12 protein-coding genes are annotated in these 15137 nt (G+C 47.5%); 4 read left to right on the top strand and 8 right to left on the bottom strand.

Annotation, left to right across the window (positions count from 1 at the left end; translation table 11 throughout):
- Positions 1-230 precede the first annotated feature (230 nt).
- Positions 231-698, bottom strand: coding sequence for an OsmC family protein (locus tag JNC77_RS13425; RefSeq protein ID WP_374833334.1), 468 nt, complete (start codon positions 696-698; stop codon positions 231-233).
- 346 nt (positions 699-1044) lie between these two features.
- Between JNC77_RS13425 and uvrA the strand changes: the two genes are divergently transcribed.
- The gene (gene uvrA, locus JNC77_RS13420; RefSeq protein ID WP_374833332.1) at positions 1045-3966 is read left to right on the top strand and encodes an excinuclease ABC subunit UvrA; all 2922 of its coding nucleotides are present in this window, start codon (positions 1045-1047) and stop codon (positions 3964-3966) included.
- A 1-nt stretch (position 3967) separates the two neighbouring features.
- Here the strand turns inward: uvrA and JNC77_RS13415 are convergent, their stop codons facing one another.
- Positions 3968-4828, bottom strand: a complete 861-nt coding sequence (locus tag JNC77_RS13415) for an NAD(P)H-hydrate dehydratase (RefSeq protein WP_374833330.1) — start codon at positions 4826-4828, stop codon at positions 3968-3970.
- A gap of 228 nt (positions 4829-5056) precedes the next feature.
- Between JNC77_RS13415 and JNC77_RS13410 the strand changes: the two genes are divergently transcribed.
- Both JNC77_RS13410 and glnA read left to right on the top strand, forming a co-directional pair.
- Entirely contained in the window at positions 5057-5395 is a 339-nt protein-coding gene (locus JNC77_RS13410; RefSeq protein ID WP_374833328.1) for a P-II family nitrogen regulator, read from the top strand.
- A gap of 47 nt (positions 5396-5442) precedes the next feature.
- A complete protein-coding gene (glnA, locus tag JNC77_RS13405; RefSeq protein WP_374833326.1) occupies positions 5443-6852 on the top strand; it encodes a type I glutamate--ammonia ligase in 1410 nt (469 codons plus the stop codon).
- 73 nt (positions 6853-6925) lie between these two features.
- Here the strand turns inward: glnA and JNC77_RS13400 are convergent, their stop codons facing one another.
- The 3 genes from JNC77_RS13400 to JNC77_RS13390 are packed head-to-tail and all read right to left on the bottom strand — an operon-like array spanning position 6926 to position 9698.
- The gene (locus tag JNC77_RS13400; RefSeq protein ID WP_374833324.1) at positions 6926-7711 is read right to left on the bottom strand and encodes an ATP12 family chaperone protein; all 786 of its coding nucleotides are present in this window, start codon (positions 7709-7711) and stop codon (positions 6926-6928) included.
- A gap of 53 nt (positions 7712-7764) precedes the next feature.
- Positions 7765-8667, bottom strand: a complete 903-nt coding sequence (locus JNC77_RS13395; RefSeq protein ID WP_374833322.1) for a DMT family transporter — start codon at positions 8665-8667, stop codon at positions 7765-7767.
- Between the two features lie 47 nt (positions 8668-8714).
- A complete protein-coding gene (locus tag JNC77_RS13390) occupies positions 8715-9698 on the bottom strand; it encodes an RluA family pseudouridine synthase (RefSeq protein ID WP_374833320.1) in 984 nt (327 codons plus the stop codon).
- A gap of 355 nt (positions 9699-10053) precedes the next feature.
- Here JNC77_RS13390 and JNC77_RS13385 point away from each other — a divergent pair, with 355 nt between their 5' ends.
- Positions 10054-11853, top strand: a complete 1800-nt coding sequence (locus JNC77_RS13385; RefSeq protein WP_374833318.1) for a glucan ABC transporter ATP-binding protein/ permease — start codon at positions 10054-10056, stop codon at positions 11851-11853.
- Positions 11854-11899: 46 nt separating this feature from the next.
- On the opposite strand, the gene JNC77_RS13380 is transcribed toward JNC77_RS13385, so the two are convergent.
- The 3 genes from JNC77_RS13380 to metG are packed head-to-tail and all read right to left on the bottom strand — an operon-like array spanning position 11900 to position 15122.
- Complete coding sequence (locus tag JNC77_RS13380; protein WP_374833316.1) at positions 11900-12721, bottom strand: MBL fold metallo-hydrolase; 822 nt, start codon at positions 12719-12721, stop codon at positions 11900-11902.
- A gap of 18 nt (positions 12722-12739) precedes the next feature.
- The gene (locus tag JNC77_RS13375; RefSeq protein WP_374833346.1) at positions 12740-13525 is read right to left on the bottom strand and encodes a TatD family hydrolase; all 786 of its coding nucleotides are present in this window, start codon (positions 13523-13525) and stop codon (positions 12740-12742) included.
- Between the two features lie 49 nt (positions 13526-13574).
- Entirely contained in the window at positions 13575-15122 is a 1548-nt protein-coding gene (gene metG, locus JNC77_RS13370) for a methionine--tRNA ligase (protein ID WP_374833314.1), read from the bottom strand.
- Between the last annotated feature and the right edge of the window lie 15 nt (positions 15123-15137).

Raw genomic sequence — 15137 nt, 5'->3', positions numbered from 1 at the left:
GCTGCAAAATCTGTCGCATCTCTAATTTGCCCAAGTGTCGCATCTCTATATAGCTGTTATAAATATGAATTTGATAATCCATCTTATGGAACATATATATTTATTAAACCCTTTGGCAATAAAAGGATATTATTCATTTCAAGCTGTTTTGTAAGGAAGATAATCCTTATAAATATTGCACTTGATGCCGTAGTTGATTCGGTGAACCTACGGCATCATGCATCTCTGCATCAGTTATGCTGTTTGACAACTTGAATGTCAGTTTTGACAGAATTGGCAATAAAGCATTGCTCATGTGCCAAATGATGCAGCTGCGCTTCCAGTTCAGCACTTGGCTTATCTCCATCATAAGTGATGAGCGGTTTTAACTCGACACGGCTTACGAGGATCTTGCCATCAATCTTTTCCATTATGCCCACGGCCTTATCGGTATAGCTTTCAACAACGATACGTTTAGCAGCTGCAACACCAAGAAATGTCAGCATATGGCAACTGGAAATAGCCGCGATATAAGCCTCCTCCGGATCAACATTGGCTTCGACGGAATAAGGCAGCGGAATGACATGCGGAGATGATGAGGCCAGAACAACCTGACCACCATCAAAGCGCCAAATATGCCCGCGGCTATATTTCTTATCCGTAAAAACAGCGCCTTCACGTTCCCAATGCACTTCCACAGACATTTCCATAATGTCCATAATGCGTGTCCTTTATATGGTCATCTGCTCGTCATATTATGCCAGCCGCGTTGATAGAGCCAGTATGAAGCAGAGAAAAATATATACTCGAAAATCTAAGCTAATATCGTATTAGAGTTTTCATAGTTTAAAAACGTGTGAGGATGAAAAATAGACTTGTTCGATCTTTGTTCTCATGTTAATCCAGAGAAATAAAGCTGTCACTGCTCTTAAAACTATGGCTGCGCAGTTCCATATAAACGAGCAGTATGAAGCAAGAAAGTAACCGGACACCATGATGACCCTGCCCGCAAGCAGCGTTCATGCAAGCTGGTTTGGCATGATTTTAAGCAGGCAGAACGCAAAAATGAGTGAGCATAAATTCATCTCCATCCGTGGCGCACGGGAGCATAACCTCAAAAATATCGATCTGGATCTGCCCAGGGACAAGCTGATCGTCATGACGGGGCTATCCGGTTCCGGCAAATCCTCATTGGCTTTTGATACGATTTATGCTGAAGGTCAGCGTCGTTATGTTGAAAGCCTTTCAGCCTATGCACGCCAGTTTCTGGAGATGATGCAAAAACCGGATGTCGATCAGATTGACGGTCTTTCGCCTGCCATCTCGATTGAGCAAAAAACCACCAGCCGTAATCCGCGTTCGACTGTTGGTACGGTTACAGAGATTTATGATTATTTGCGTTTGTTGTTTGCGCGCGTAGGGGTGCCCTACTCGCCAGCCACCGGATTGCCAATTGAAAGCCAGACTGTCAGCCAGATGGTTGACCGTGTTTTGATGATGGAAGAAGGCACACGTCTTTATATCTTGGCGCCGATCGTGCGTGGCCGTAAAGGTGAATATCGCAAAGAACTGCTGGAATTGCAGAAAAAAGGCTTTCAGCGTGTCAAAATTGACGGCGAGTTTTATGAAGTCGCCGATGTGCCGCCGCTTGATAAGAAATATAAGCACGATATTGATGTCGTTGTTGATCGCCTTGTGGTGCGCTCTGATATCGGCTCGCGTTTGGCGGATAGTCTGGAAACCAGCCTGCAACTGGCAGAAGGTTTGGCGATTGCCGAATATGCCGACAGGCCTTTGCCGGATTCCGAAAAAGCTGGACAGTCTGCTAATAAATCAAAGAATGAAACGCATGAGCGCGTGATGTTCTCGGAAAAATTTGCTTGTCCGGTTTCCGGCTTTACCATTTCCGAGATCGAGCCACGTTTGTTTTCCTTCAACAATCCTTTTGGTGCCTGCCCGACTTGCGATGGTTTGGGTACACAGCAAGCGATTGATCCGAATTTAATTATTCCGGATGCTGGTCTGGCGTTGAAAAATGGTGCTGTGGCACCATGGGCGCGTTCTTCATCACCCTATTATAATCAAACGCTTGAAGCATTGGCGCAAGCATATGATTTTGCAATGTCTGATAAGTGGAGCGAATTGCCGGAAATTGCAAAAAAAGCCATTCTTTATGGTACAGCCGGGCGCGAAATTACCTTCTCTTATAATGATGGTACACGTTCTTATCAGACGACCAAAAGTTTCGAAGGTGTCATTCCCAATCTGGAGCGTCGCTGGAAGGAAACAGATTCTGCCTGGTCACGTGAAGAAATTGAGCGCTTCATGTCTTCAAGTCCCTGCCCTTCTTGTAAAGGCTATCGTTTGAAGCCAGAGGCACTGGCTGTAAAAATCGGTGATCTGCATATTGGTCAAATTACAGAACAGTCCATTCGCGTGGCAGATGAGTGGTTTAAGAATGTCGATGCCGTTTTCAATGATAAACAGCGCGAAATTGCAGCACGTATTTTAAAAGAAATCCGCGAGCGTCTGCGCTTTTTGAATGATGTCGGGCTGGAATATCTGACTTTGTCGCGCAACTCCGGCACATTGTCGGGCGGTGAAAGCCAGCGTATCCGTTTGGCATCGCAGATTGGTTCCGGTTTGACCGGTGTGCTTTATGTGCTGGATGAGCCGTCAATCGGTTTACATCAGCGTGACAATGCCCGTCTGCTTGATACGCTGCGTCATTTACGTGATCTCGGTAATACCGTGATCGTTGTCGAGCATGATGAAGATGCAATTTTAACCGCTGATTATGTGGTTGACATCGGGCCTGCCGCCGGTGTGCATGGTGGGCAGATCATTGCGCAGGGCACACCGCAGCAGATAATGCAGAGCAAGGATTCATTGACCGGTCAATATTTATCAGGTTCATTGAATGTTGAGGTGCCCGCCGAGCGACGTCCTTTGTCGGATACAAAACGCCTTAAAGTGATTGGTGCGCGTGGCAATAATCTTAAAAATATCTCGGCAGAAATTCCACTTGGTACTTTTACGGCGGTGACAGGTGTTTCAGGTGGTGGTAAATCTACCTTCCTGATTGAAACCTTGTTTAAAGCGGCATCACGTAAAATTATGGGCTCGCGTGAACATCCGGCCGACCATGACCGGATTGAAGGTTTGGAATTTCTCGATAAAGTGATTGATATTGATCAGTCGCCTATCGGCCGTACGCCAAGGTCAAACCCTGCCACTTATACCGGTGCTTTCACCCCTATTCGTGATTGGTTTGCAGGTCTTCCGGAGGCAAAAGCACGCGGTTATCAAGCTGGGCGTTTCTCGTTCAACGTCAAAGGCGGGCGTTGCGAGGCTTGTCAGGGTGATGGCCTGATCAAAATTGAAATGCACTTCCTGCCCGATGTCTATGTCACTTGTGATGTGTGTGACGGCAAGCGCTATAACCGCGAAACGCTGGAGGTTTTGTTCAAAGGCAAATCTATTGCGGATGTGCTGGATATGACGGTGGAAGAAGGTGCTGAATTCTTCTCGGCTGTGCCATCTGTCCGCGACAAACTGGAAACTTTGGTCAAAGTCGGATTGGGTTATGTCAAGGTCGGGCAGCAGGCCACGACATTATCGGGTGGTGAGGCGCAGCGCGTTAAGCTTGCTAAGGAGCTTTCCAGAAAAGCCACCGGTCGCACCCTTTATATTCTTGATGAACCGACAACCGGTCTGCACTTCCATGATGTTGCAAAACTTTTGGAAGTGCTGCATGAGCTGGTCGATCAAGGCAATACGGTTGCGGTTATTGAGCATAATCTCGAAGTGATCAAAACGGCTGACTGGATTATCGATATCGGCCCCGAGGGCGGTGATGGCGGCGGTCAGGTTGTGGCGATGGGACGGCCTGAAGATATCGTCAATGTTCCGGCCTCCTATACAGGAAAATATCTGAAAGAGCTTTTGAAGCGTCGCCCTCATCAAAAAACACAAGCGGCTGAATAAGTTAGCTGGTTTCAAGCGCAATCAGACATTGCGGTAACATCAGGGGCAGCTCTTCAGCAATGAGGCCTGCCCCAAACTTTTTGGCCGCTTCACAATGCAGCCAAACGGCCGCAGAAGTCGCCTCAAAAACCGACATATTTTGTGCGAGCAATCCTGTTACCATACCAGCTAATACATCACCTGATCCTGCAGTTGCCAGCAAAGGTGTGCCATTTTCATTGTAACAATATCTGCCATCAGGGTGCGCAATAATCGTTTGTGCACCTTTATAAATCACACATGCCCCTGCACGTGCTGCGGCTTTCAATGTTTTTTCAGCCTTTGTCAGTTTGCTATCACGCGAAAGATCTGGAAAGAGCCTCGAAAATTCACCTTCATGGGGTGTTAATACGGTTTCAATATTTGAAGCATGAATAGTCTTAAATAAATGATCGGATGCATTTTCAAAGCTTGAGATTGCATCTGCATCAAGAACTAAGCGATTGGCGCTCGCTTTATTTAGTAAAGTGATGCAATCATGTTGTGTTTTAACGCCCAACCCATATGCAGGGCCAATTAAGGCTGCTGTCACATGGCGCTTTTCAATATAATCAAGTGCGTCTTGTATTGTTCTTGTTTCACGCAACATGATGCTGGTTAAGTGTGCGGCATTAACCAATAGCGCATCGGATGGCGACAACACTGTAACCAACCCTGCCCCGATCCGCGCAGCGCTCATAGCCGCAAGGCGCGCCGCCCCTGTATTGGTGAGGTTGCCAGAAAATATGAGGGCATGGCCGCGTTTATATTTATGCGCGTCTTTCGCAAGGCGTGGCAATGCATCTTTCCATAATTTGGGTTCATTCAAGAATGCATTTTCCATGTTTCACCACTGCTTTTCTGATTGTGTGATTTGATAATAAGCATGATGCCTAAAAAACAGGCACATGGCTATTTTCCCCATACTTCTAATGAGAGGTTAAGCCAGATCATTTCTGGCAACAACTGCTTTTTAAGCGCGCATTTGAACGAAAAAATTAAAAAAATTCTACTTGGCACGAAACATGCTTTCTTATTCTGTAAGCGGATCAAATAAATGGAGCCTGCGCAAATGAAGAAAATTGAAGCTATTATAAAGCCGTTCAAGCTTGATGAAGTCAAAGAAGCGCTTCAGGACGTTGGCTTGCAAGGCATTACCGTCATTGAAGCCAAAGGTTTTGGTCGCCAGAAAGGCCATACCGAGCTTTATCGTGGTGCAGAATATGTGGTGGATTTTCTGCCGAAAGTAAAAATCGAATTGGTTGTCACGGATGAAGCGCTTGAAGGCGCTATCGAAGCCATTCGCAAAGCCGCTCAAACCGGCCGCATCGGTGATGGTAAAATCTTTGTTTCCAATATTGAAGAAGTCATTCGTATTCGTACCGGCGAAACCGGTCCGGATGCCATTTAATAAAGCTCAACCTCCCTTCAGTTCATAAAGCCCAAGGACAAAATATAATGACGACGTCTCACGATATTTTAAAATTGATTACCGACAACGAAATCAAGTTTGTTGATTTGCGTTTCACGGATCCAAAAGGCAAGCTGCATCACCTGACCATGGATGTCAGCTTTGTTGATGAAGACATGTTTATTGACGGTGTCATGTTCGATGGTTCATCCATTGCGGGTTGGAAGGCTATTAATGAATCCGACATGGTGCTGATGCCCGATCCTGAATCTGCCCATATTGATCCATTTTTTGCCCATCCGACACTGGTGCTGTTTTGCGATATTCTGGATCCCATTTCCGGTGAGGCTTATGCCCGTGATCCGCGCACGACAGCCAAAAAGGCTGAAGCATATGTCAGTTCTTTGGGTTTTGGTGACACGGTTTATGTCGGTCCTGAAGCCGAGTTTTTCCTGTTTGATGATGTGAAATATAAAGTCGATTCCTACAGTACCGGCTTCAAACTGGATTCTTATGATCTGCCAAGCAATAGTGATCGTGAGCTTGAAAGCGGCAATCTTGGCCATCGCCCGCGTAAACAGGGCGGATATTTTCCGGTTCCCCCAATTGATTCAGCACAGGATATTCGCTCCGAAATGCTGACTGTTTTGAACGAAATGGGCGTGACAGTTGAAAAGCACCATCATGAAGTGGCAGCTGCACAGCATGAGCTTGGCCTGAAGTTTGATACGATTGTTCGCAATGCCGACAAGATGCAGATTCATAAATATGTGGTGCATCAGGTTGCCAATTCTTACGGAAAAACGGCAACATTTATGCCAAAGCCGGTTTTCGGTGAAAGCGGATCGGGCATGCACGTGCATTTGTCAATCTGGAAAGACGGCAAGCCGACATTTGCAGGCAATGAATATGCAGGTCTTTCAGAAACCTGCCTCTATTTCATCGGTGGTATTATCAAACACGCTAAAGCAATCAATGCTTTCAGCAACCCTTCAACCAACTCTTACAAGCGTCTGGTGCCAGGTTATGAGGCCCCTGTTCTGTTGGCTTATTCTGCCAGAAACCGTTCTGCTTCCTGCCGTATTCCGTTCGGCTCTTCTCCGAAATCGAAGCGCGTTGAAGTTCGTTTCCCTGATCCATCCGCCAACCCCTATCTCTGCTATGCAGCGCTTCTGATGGCTGGTCTTGACGGTATCAAGAACAAAATCCATCCGGGTCAGCCAATGGATAAAGATCTTTATGATCTGCCGGCAAAGGAATTGAAAGAAATTCCGACGGTGAGTGCTTCCTTGCGTGAAGCTCTGGAAAGCCTTGATAAGGATCGTGAATTCCTTAAAGCTGGTGGTGTTTTTGAAGATGATCAGATCGATAGCTTCATTGAATTGAAAATGGCAGAAGTGATGCGTTATGAAATGACCCCGCATCCGGTCGAGTTCGATATGTATTACTCTTGCTAATATTTAAAAAAAAGCCCCGATGAAAATCGGGGCTTTTTCAATTATATCAAATATTTATATAATTTTCTTCAATTTACGATATAGCTTTTAAGAGTGCATCTGTGGCAAACATTTCTGTGGCTCGTTTCTGGCGGCGCCAGTGAGCCTCTTCATCTTCACCCCAATTTTCAATCGTCCAATCTTCATCCAAATGCGCCAGTTTCCACGCTTCTTCAGCTGTCAGATGCTGTTTGTAAACAGCCAACGCCAATAAAGCGGAGCCGGTAAGCGTGGTGAATGTATGCAGCACTGCCAAGGTGAACGGATCGTTCGCACTTGATAAATGGGCGCCATATGCAGCAATTGCTTCCCGTGGCTGTTCCACATGCATCACGCCTTCAGCAAGGTTAAAGCGTGCGCCCAAGCTTTGTGCCCAGTCAATAATCGGATCCCATTGTTTGGTCTGGCGATCCACCAATTCTTGCGGGCTGTCGGCGCGGTAAAACAACATATCACATGAAGCAAAACGCAAGATATCTTCAAACACCGCCTGATGATCAAGTGCGATACCATCAATGGCGGTATTGACCAGTCGGGTAACCGGCATTGTTTCCGCATTCACCACTTCTTTTTGCGCTTCGAACTCATCAGCGACCAGCTGTGCAGCGGCACGGGTTGGTAAGAGCAATGGTTGGCGAGCAGGTGTACGCACCAGTTTGCCATCAAGTTGAACCGTAAAACCGCCTTCGGCCTCGACGACTGCTGCTTTTTCATAAAACCGTTTCGGCAGTGGCGCTTTCATCTGGATTTGGGCGCGGCGCACCGGATCCGGATCGGAAAGTGTTGGTCCTGCTTCAAGATCAGATAAAATATCACGCATGTTGAGTTTCCGTCTTTGATTAAAATGTATTGGCGGCCTTGCAAGCGCGCTTATCATGCAGCCTTGTGACTGCCGGTTCTGACAGGCCGATTAATGATAATCAACCCCAAAGCGATTAAGATCAATGCTGCAAAAATCTTCCAGCCAAGTGCTTCGCTGAGCAAAATTCCACTCATCAGAACACCAAATGCCGGTGTAAGAAAAGCAAAATTGGAAAGTTTCGATACAGGATAACGTCGCAGCATCCAAAACCAAAGCGGATAGGTGAACGCGACCACGAATAAGGCCTGAAACAGAAACGCAATGATTGACCACATATCGGGTGAACGCATGAGTGAACCGCTTAAAGCCATAAATGGTAAAGGCACTATGGAAGCCACGGCCAGCTGATAGAGTAAAACTTTTTCAGGAGCCGCACGGGTGAGTGAACTGCGTTTGATGACAATATTGGTCATGCTCCACATAATGCCACCGGCCAGAGCCATCAGGTCACCAATATAAGCATAAGCACCGACGCTTGAGACACGGTCCGAGAAAACCAGAAATACACCGGCAAATGCGATCAGCATCCCGATAACCGCCTGTAACGACATACGTTCGCCCAGCAAATAATGGCTGCCGATAGCAACCCAAAACGGCATCATGTTCATCATCAATGTGACGCGGCCGACATTGGTATAATCCATCGCCATAAAGATAAGGACAAACTCGCTGCCAAATAAAAGGCCTGCCAGAATGCCCGGCCAGAATGTACCATCTGGATTAAAGAGTGGTATTTTTTTATACTGACACCATAGAAAAACCAGCCCGCCACCAAGCACAGAGCGCGCGCTTGCCATCAGCATAGGGTTAAATCCCTGATTGCCGACTTTGATCGCGACTTGATTGAGCCCCCATGTAAACATCAGAAACAACACCAGAGCGAGTGCCATGCCGTCAAAAGGTGCCGGCTGCATCCCTGGTGCTGGTTTTACAATGCTAGAGCCCGACTTTGGCATTGCGCTTAATCTTCCGAGTTTTCCATATCGAAGCTCAGCAGGTTCCATGTCTGCACCATATGAGGCGGCAATGGTGCGGTGACATCTAAAGTTCCGCCTGAAGGGTTTGGAATGCGGATGCGTCGGGCATGCAGATGCAGCTTGTTTTGAATACCGCCCGGGAATTCCCAGTTCTGATCGGCTTCAAAATATTTCGGATCGCCAATAATCGGATGACCGATATAGGCTGCATGCACTCGCAACTGATGCGTGCGACCGGTATAAGGTTCCATTTCCAGCCATGTCAGACCGTTACCGGCTTTTTCAATAATACGGTAAAAGGATACTGCATGATCTGAATCCGGTTCGCCATGTTTGCAAACACGCATTTTATCGCCATCAGGCGTAGTTTCTTTAACCAACCATGTGGAGATTTTATCTTCCTTTTTGCGTGGCAAACCTTTGACCAAAGCCCAATAGGTTTTCTTGGTGTCACGCTCACGGAAAGCGGCGGTCAATGACTGTGCCGCGCCTCGTGTTTTGGCCACCACCAGCACACCGGACGTATCTTTGTCGAGACGGTGGACAAGACGCGGTTTCTCTCCACGTTTGTTACGCCATGCTTCCAGCATACCGTCGACATGACGGGTGAGACCTGAACCGCCCTGCACTGCCAAACCTGCCGGTTTATTGAAGACGTAAACCTTTGGGTCTTCATAAAGCAGCATTTGTTTAAGCACATCGCTGTCGGTCTGACTGCGAATGCTTTTACCCGTCAACCCTGATGTTTCGGCTTTATCTTCAAGGCCAAGCGGCGGAATGCGGATGGATTGGCCAGCCTGCAAACGGCTGTCGCTTTTTGCACGGCCGCCATCGACGCGGATTTGACCCGAACGCAGCAATTTTTGCAAATGTCCAAAGCCCAATCCCGGATAATAGACCTTCATCCAGCGATCGAGTCGCATTCCTGTTTCATCCGCGGCAACGGTTTTAATTTCTACGCCAGCCATAAGCTTAACCCAATATTTTTACGCAAAAGCTGCTTTGAAAAGCTGATGCTTTTTGCCACGCCATCCATAAATGGCGTATTTCATCATTTGTTATTTTAAGCTCCTAGCACTGCTTTACACATCTTGCGAGTTAAGAATGCGAAAGTTTGGTCAAACAACACCAAAATTTAACGTTTCTATCACGCAGCATTACAGAGCGTTGTAATTTATGGTTGAAATGGCCACTTTCATGCCATTCTTGAAACCCAACTCTATTGTGTAAATTTCACAAAAGTCCCATCTCATGGCGGATGCAGCACAATGTGAATGTAAAGCACTTATGCCAGCATGCCTGATGAATGGCCGGAGTTGAACTGTGACCTTATTTAAAATCTATTGGCGCTCCATGACCTATTTAGCTGCTGAAAAGCGCGCCACAATCATCATGTGTATTGCCAGCACATTGGTAGCACTGGTGACATTGGCCGAACCTATTTTGTTCGGGCAAGTGATTGAGGCGATTTCAGAGCGTGCCAATGTCGTCACTCAACTGGCATTGTGGGCAGCTCTTGGTATTTTCAACATTATTGCGGTCGTTTTTGTGGCGCGTGGCGCCGATCGTCTGGCGCATCGCCGCCGTCTTGGCGTATTGACGGAATCCTATGAGCGCATCATTACCATGCCGCTTGCATGGCACCAAAAGCGTGGCACATCACACGCATTGCACACACTTATCCGTGCCACAGATTCCCTTTTTACATTATGGCTTGAGTTTTTACGCCAGCATTTAACCACTGTTGTTGCTCTCACCGCGCTTATTCCGCTTGCTATGCAAATGGATATGCGCATGTCTCTTGTTCTTGTGGTGCTGGGTGTCATATACGTGATGATCGGCCAATTGGTGATGCGCAAGACCAAAGATGGTCAGATTGCCGTTGAAAAACATCATCATAAAGTCTTTGAACATGTCAGCGACACAATCAGTAATGTGTCTGTTGTGCAAAGCTTCAACCGCATCACCACTGAAGCAGAAAACTTGCGCAAATATGCCGCTGACTTACAAAAAGCGCAAAATCCAGTTTTGAACTGGTGGGCATTGGCAAGCGGTCTCAACCGCATGGCCTCCACTATATCGATGGTAATTGTGCTGCTGCTTGGCGCTTATTTTGTTTCCAAAGGCCAGTTGCGGGTTGGTGAAGTGATTGCCTTTATCGGCTTTGCCCAACTGATGATTGGTCGTCTTGACCAGATCAGTGCCTTTATCAACCAAACCGTTTCCGCACGCGCCAAACTTGAAGAGTTTTTCGAGATGGAAGACGCAACTGCTGATCGTTATGAACCGGAAGATGCACTGGAGCTGAAGGATGTCACGGGTGAGATTGTCTTTGACAATGTCACTTATGAATTCCCGAATTCCGGTCAGGGCGTATATGATGTTTCCTTCACTGTTGAACCGGGACAGACAGTTGCTATTGTCGGGCCGACAGGTGCAGGTAAAACCACACTGATCAACTTGTTGCAGCGTGTTTATGAGCCTGCTGCCGGACGTATTACCATTGATGGTCATGATACACGTCAGGTCAGCCGTAATTCGCTTCGCCATTCGATTGCAACAGTGTTTCAGGATGCCGGTCTCTTTAACCGTTCGATTGAAGAAAATATTCGTATTGGCAATAAAGATGCCGATAATGATGCGGTTCATGGTGCTTCCAAAGCAGCGGCTGCCCATGACTTCATTTTGTCGAAAAGTGAAGGTTATGACACCAGAATTGGTGAGCGTGGTTCCAATCTTTCCGGTGGTGAACGTCAGCGTCTGGCCATAGCGCGTGCAATTTTGAAAGATGCGCCAATTTTGGTTCTGGATGAAGCGACTTCCGCTTTGGACGTTGAAACTGAAGCAAAAGTCAAAAAAGCCATTGATGATTTGAGCGAAGGTCGCACCACTTTCATCATTGCGCATCGCTTGTCGACGGTTCGCTCGGCCGATCAGGTGCTATTTCTCGACAAAGGTCATGTGATTGAGCGCGGCAGCTTTGATGAACTGGCGGCCAAAAACGGCCGCTTTGCTGCCCTGCTTCGTGCAGGTGGCCTGATGGCTTCTGATGATGAGAAAGATGACAAAACCGCATCCGGCAGCAATGTGATGCCCTTTCCCGTTAAGGAAGCGTCAGCTTAAAAAATGTGACATAAAAAAACCCCGAAATTCGGGGTTTTTTATTGCTTTAAATCTTGATCTTAAAATCGATATGCATACCGTCATAAGCGGGTTCCACGTGTTCAGGCACTTGGGCTAGCACAGTTTCATAATCAAGTGGGATATGCATATGGGTTAAAATTGCCCGTTTAGGCTTTAAGCGCTCAATCCATTCAAGCGCTTCTTCTAATGAAAAATGGCTGACATGGCGGCGATATTGCAGTGCATCAATAATCAGTAAATCCAGGTTCTCAAGCGTTTCGGTGCTGCCTTCCGGAAAGGCACTGACATCAGTGCAATAGGCGACATCACCAATCCGAAAGCCTAAGCTTTCAATATCACCATGTTGTTGTGACAAAGGCTGAAAACTGATCGGACCACCTGCCCCGTCAATCGTGAAAGGTGTTTGATTATCAATCTCGTTGGCTTTTAAAATCGGCGGATAATTGGAGCCTTTAGGCGTGACAAAACAATAGCCAAAGCTTTCATCAAGGTGCGCTTGCGTGATGGCAGTCGCATAAATATCCATCAAAGCCTGATTGTCATTCACGTAGGTGCGCAGATCATCAATACCGTGAATATGATCGGCATGGGCGTGCGTGTAGATGACAGCATCAAGCTTGCTGACTTTCGCATCAATCATTTGCGCACGAAAATCAGGCCCTGTATCAATCACCACTACGGTTTTGTCGTCCGACGGATTAATGCGCTCGACCAACAGCGACGCACGTCTGCGATTATTTTTCGGATTTTGCGGATCACAAGCACCCCAGTCGCCGTTGATGCGCGGCACACCAGGTGAAGAGCCACAGCCCAAAATGGTCAATCGCAGTGTTGATGCGTCGCTCATGAGATACCTTCTTAGACTTTACTCTAAAGGTCTGGGCATTTTTGAAAACAGACGGAAGACATTATCACTGGTGATTTTGGCAATGTCTTCTGAAGAAACACCAATCACATCCGCCAGCACATCAGCCGTATGTTTGACAAAGGACGGTTCATTGCGTTTGCCGCGATGCGGCATCGGCGCCAGATATGGTGCATCCGTTTCTACCAGCAAACGATCATGCGGCACGATCTTTGCCGCTTCACGAATTTCGACCGAATTCTTGAAGGTAATAATGCCGGAAAACGACACATAACCGCCAAGTTCAACCCCAGTGCGCGCCAGATCAATGCCGGAGGAGAAGCAATGCAGAATAAACGGAAACGCGCCTTTAGCGGTTTCATCCCGCAAAATCTGCGCCATATCGTCATCAGCACTGCGCGCATGGATCACCAGTGGCAATTGTGTGCGGCGTGATGCTTCAATATGGGTCAATAGACCTTGGCGCTGGGCTTCCGGCGTTGAATAATCATAATGATAATCAAGCCCCGCCTCACCGATTGCCACGACTTTTTCGTGTTGTGCCAATTCAACCAGTTGATCGGCGGTCACATCCAGTTCTTCATGGGCGTTGTTCGGATGCGTTCCGACCGAGCAATAAACTTCGTCATATTTTTCAGCCAAAGCCAAAATATGATCGAACTTTTTTACCCGTGTCGAGATGGTGACCATCCGGCGCACGCCATTGTCAAAGGCGCGCTGCATGATGGCCTCGCGCTCTTCGTCAAAGTCGGCAAAATCCAAATGGCAATGGCTGTCGACCAGCAAAGGCATCCGGATTTCACCTTTATTCATATCATTGGCAGACATCAGACAATCACAATCCGTCTTCTGTTTCCACATAGCGCGGGAAAACCGGCTGTGGAGTCGGCAATGGCTCACCGCTTACCAACGGATGAGCAGAAATATCGGCGAAATTGCGCTGATCTTCAGCAATTGCGAGAACATCCAACAGCTTAGCGGATGATGCAGGAATGAAAGCCTGTGTCATGATGCCAACGCGACGCAGTATTTCAGCCGTCACATAGAGAACGGTTTCCATCCGTGCCGGATCTGTCTTGCGCAGTGCCCAAGGCTCCTGACCTGCAAAATAACGGTTAGCTTCAGCAACAACGCCAAAGATCGCCGCCAATGCATGGTGGATACCTTCCTGCATCATTTGCTTGCGGGCGGTTTCAAGCGCTGCATCAGCCATATCGAGAATGGCTTTATCGTCAGCACTGAATTCACCCGCTGCCGGTACTTTAGCTTCACAGTTTTTAGCGATCATCGACAATGAGCGCTGTGCCAGATTGCCCAGATCATTGGCCAAATCGGCATTGGTGCGGTTGACGATTGCTTCATGACTGTAGCTGCCATCTTGACCGAAAGGCACTTCACGCAGCAAGAAATAACGCAGCTGATCAAGACCATAGCGCTCGACCAAGCTCTGCGGGTCAATCACATTGCCGAGTGACTTCGACATTTTTTCGCCGCGGTTAAACAAGAAACCATGCGCGAAAACGCGTTTCGGCAGTTCGATGCCAGCAGACATCAAGAATGCAGGCCAGTAAACCGCATGAAAGCGCAAAATATCTTTACCGATGATGTGGGTATTGGCCGGCCAAAAGCCCCATTTATCGGTTGTCATATCCGGATAACCAAGGGCGGTAATATAGTTGGTCAGCGCATCGACCCACACATACATGACGTGTTTTTCATCACCTGGAACCGGAATACCCCAGTCAAAAGTGGTACGCGAAATCGACAGATCTTTCAGGCCGGATTTGACGAATGAAATCACTTCATTACGACGCTCGGACGGCATGATAAAATCTGGCTGGTTTTCATAAAGCGCCAGTAATTTGTCCTGATAAGAAGACAGTTTGAAGAAATAACTTTCTTCTTCCACCCATTCAACCGGTGTGCCCTGCGGGCCATAACGCACATTGTCGGCACGCACTTCGGTTTCTTCTTCGCCGTAATAGGCTTCGTCACGAACCGAATACCAACCGGCATAGCCGCCTTTGTAAATATCACCATTGGTCTGCATGGCAGACCAGATATGCTGACAGGCTTTATAATGGCGCTCTTCAGAGGTGCGGATATATTCGTCATGAGACGAATTCAGATAGACCGCCATTTTCTGAAATTCAGCCGTATTTCGGTCAGCCAGCTCACGCGGGGTGATGCCCTCTTTGCGCGCACTTTGAAACATCTTGATACCGTGCTCATCAGCGCCGGTCAGAAAGTGAACATCCTTACCGTCAAGGCGCTGAAAACGAGCTAATGCATCGGTTGCGATCAGTTCATATGCATGTCCGATATGTGGCTTGCCGTTCGGATACGCGATCGCGGTGGTGATGTAATATTTTTCGCGGTTCATAACTTCACATTACTT

Source organism: Paenochrobactrum pullorum (assembly GCF_041929845.1).
Taxonomy (GTDB): domain Bacteria; phylum Pseudomonadota; class Alphaproteobacteria; order Rhizobiales; family Rhizobiaceae; genus Paenochrobactrum; species Paenochrobactrum pullorum.
The sequence above is the reverse complement of the archived record's forward strand: the minus strand, read 5'-3'. Positions and strand labels throughout refer to the sequence as shown.

What these genes read in the sequence shown, in the direction of transcription:
- JNC77_RS13425 (WP_374833334.1), bottom strand. Translation starts at nt 698, where the DNA reads ATGGACATTATGGAAATGTCTGTGGAAGTGCATTGGGAACGTGAAGGC.
- uvrA (WP_374833332.1), top strand. Translation starts at nt 1,045, where the DNA reads ATGAGTGAGCATAAATTCATCTCCATCCGTGGCGCACGGGAGCATAAC.
- JNC77_RS13415 (WP_374833330.1), bottom strand. Translation starts at nt 4,828, where the DNA reads ATGGAAAATGCATTCTTGAATGAACCCAAATTATGGAAAGATGCATTG.
- JNC77_RS13410 (WP_374833328.1), top strand. Translation starts at nt 5,057, where the DNA reads ATGAAGAAAATTGAAGCTATTATAAAGCCGTTCAAGCTTGATGAAGTC.
- glnA (WP_374833326.1), top strand. Translation starts at nt 5,443, where the DNA reads ATGACGACGTCTCACGATATTTTAAAATTGATTACCGACAACGAAATC.
- JNC77_RS13400 (WP_374833324.1), bottom strand. Translation starts at nt 7,711, where the DNA reads ATGCGTGATATTTTATCTGATCTTGAAGCAGGACCAACACTTTCCGAT.
- JNC77_RS13395 (WP_374833322.1), bottom strand. Translation starts at nt 8,667, where the DNA reads ATGCAGCCGGCACCTTTTGACGGCATGGCACTCGCTCTGGTGTTGTTT.
- JNC77_RS13390 (WP_374833320.1), bottom strand. Translation starts at nt 9,698, where the DNA reads ATGGCTGGCGTAGAAATTAAAACCGTTGCCGCGGATGAAACAGGAATG.
- JNC77_RS13380 (WP_374833316.1), bottom strand. Translation starts at nt 12,721, where the DNA reads ATGAGCGACGCATCAACACTGCGATTGACCATTTTGGGCTGTGGCTCT.
- metG (WP_374833314.1), bottom strand. Translation starts at nt 15,122, where the DNA reads ATGAACCGCGAAAAATATTACATCACCACCGCGATCGCGTATCCGAAC.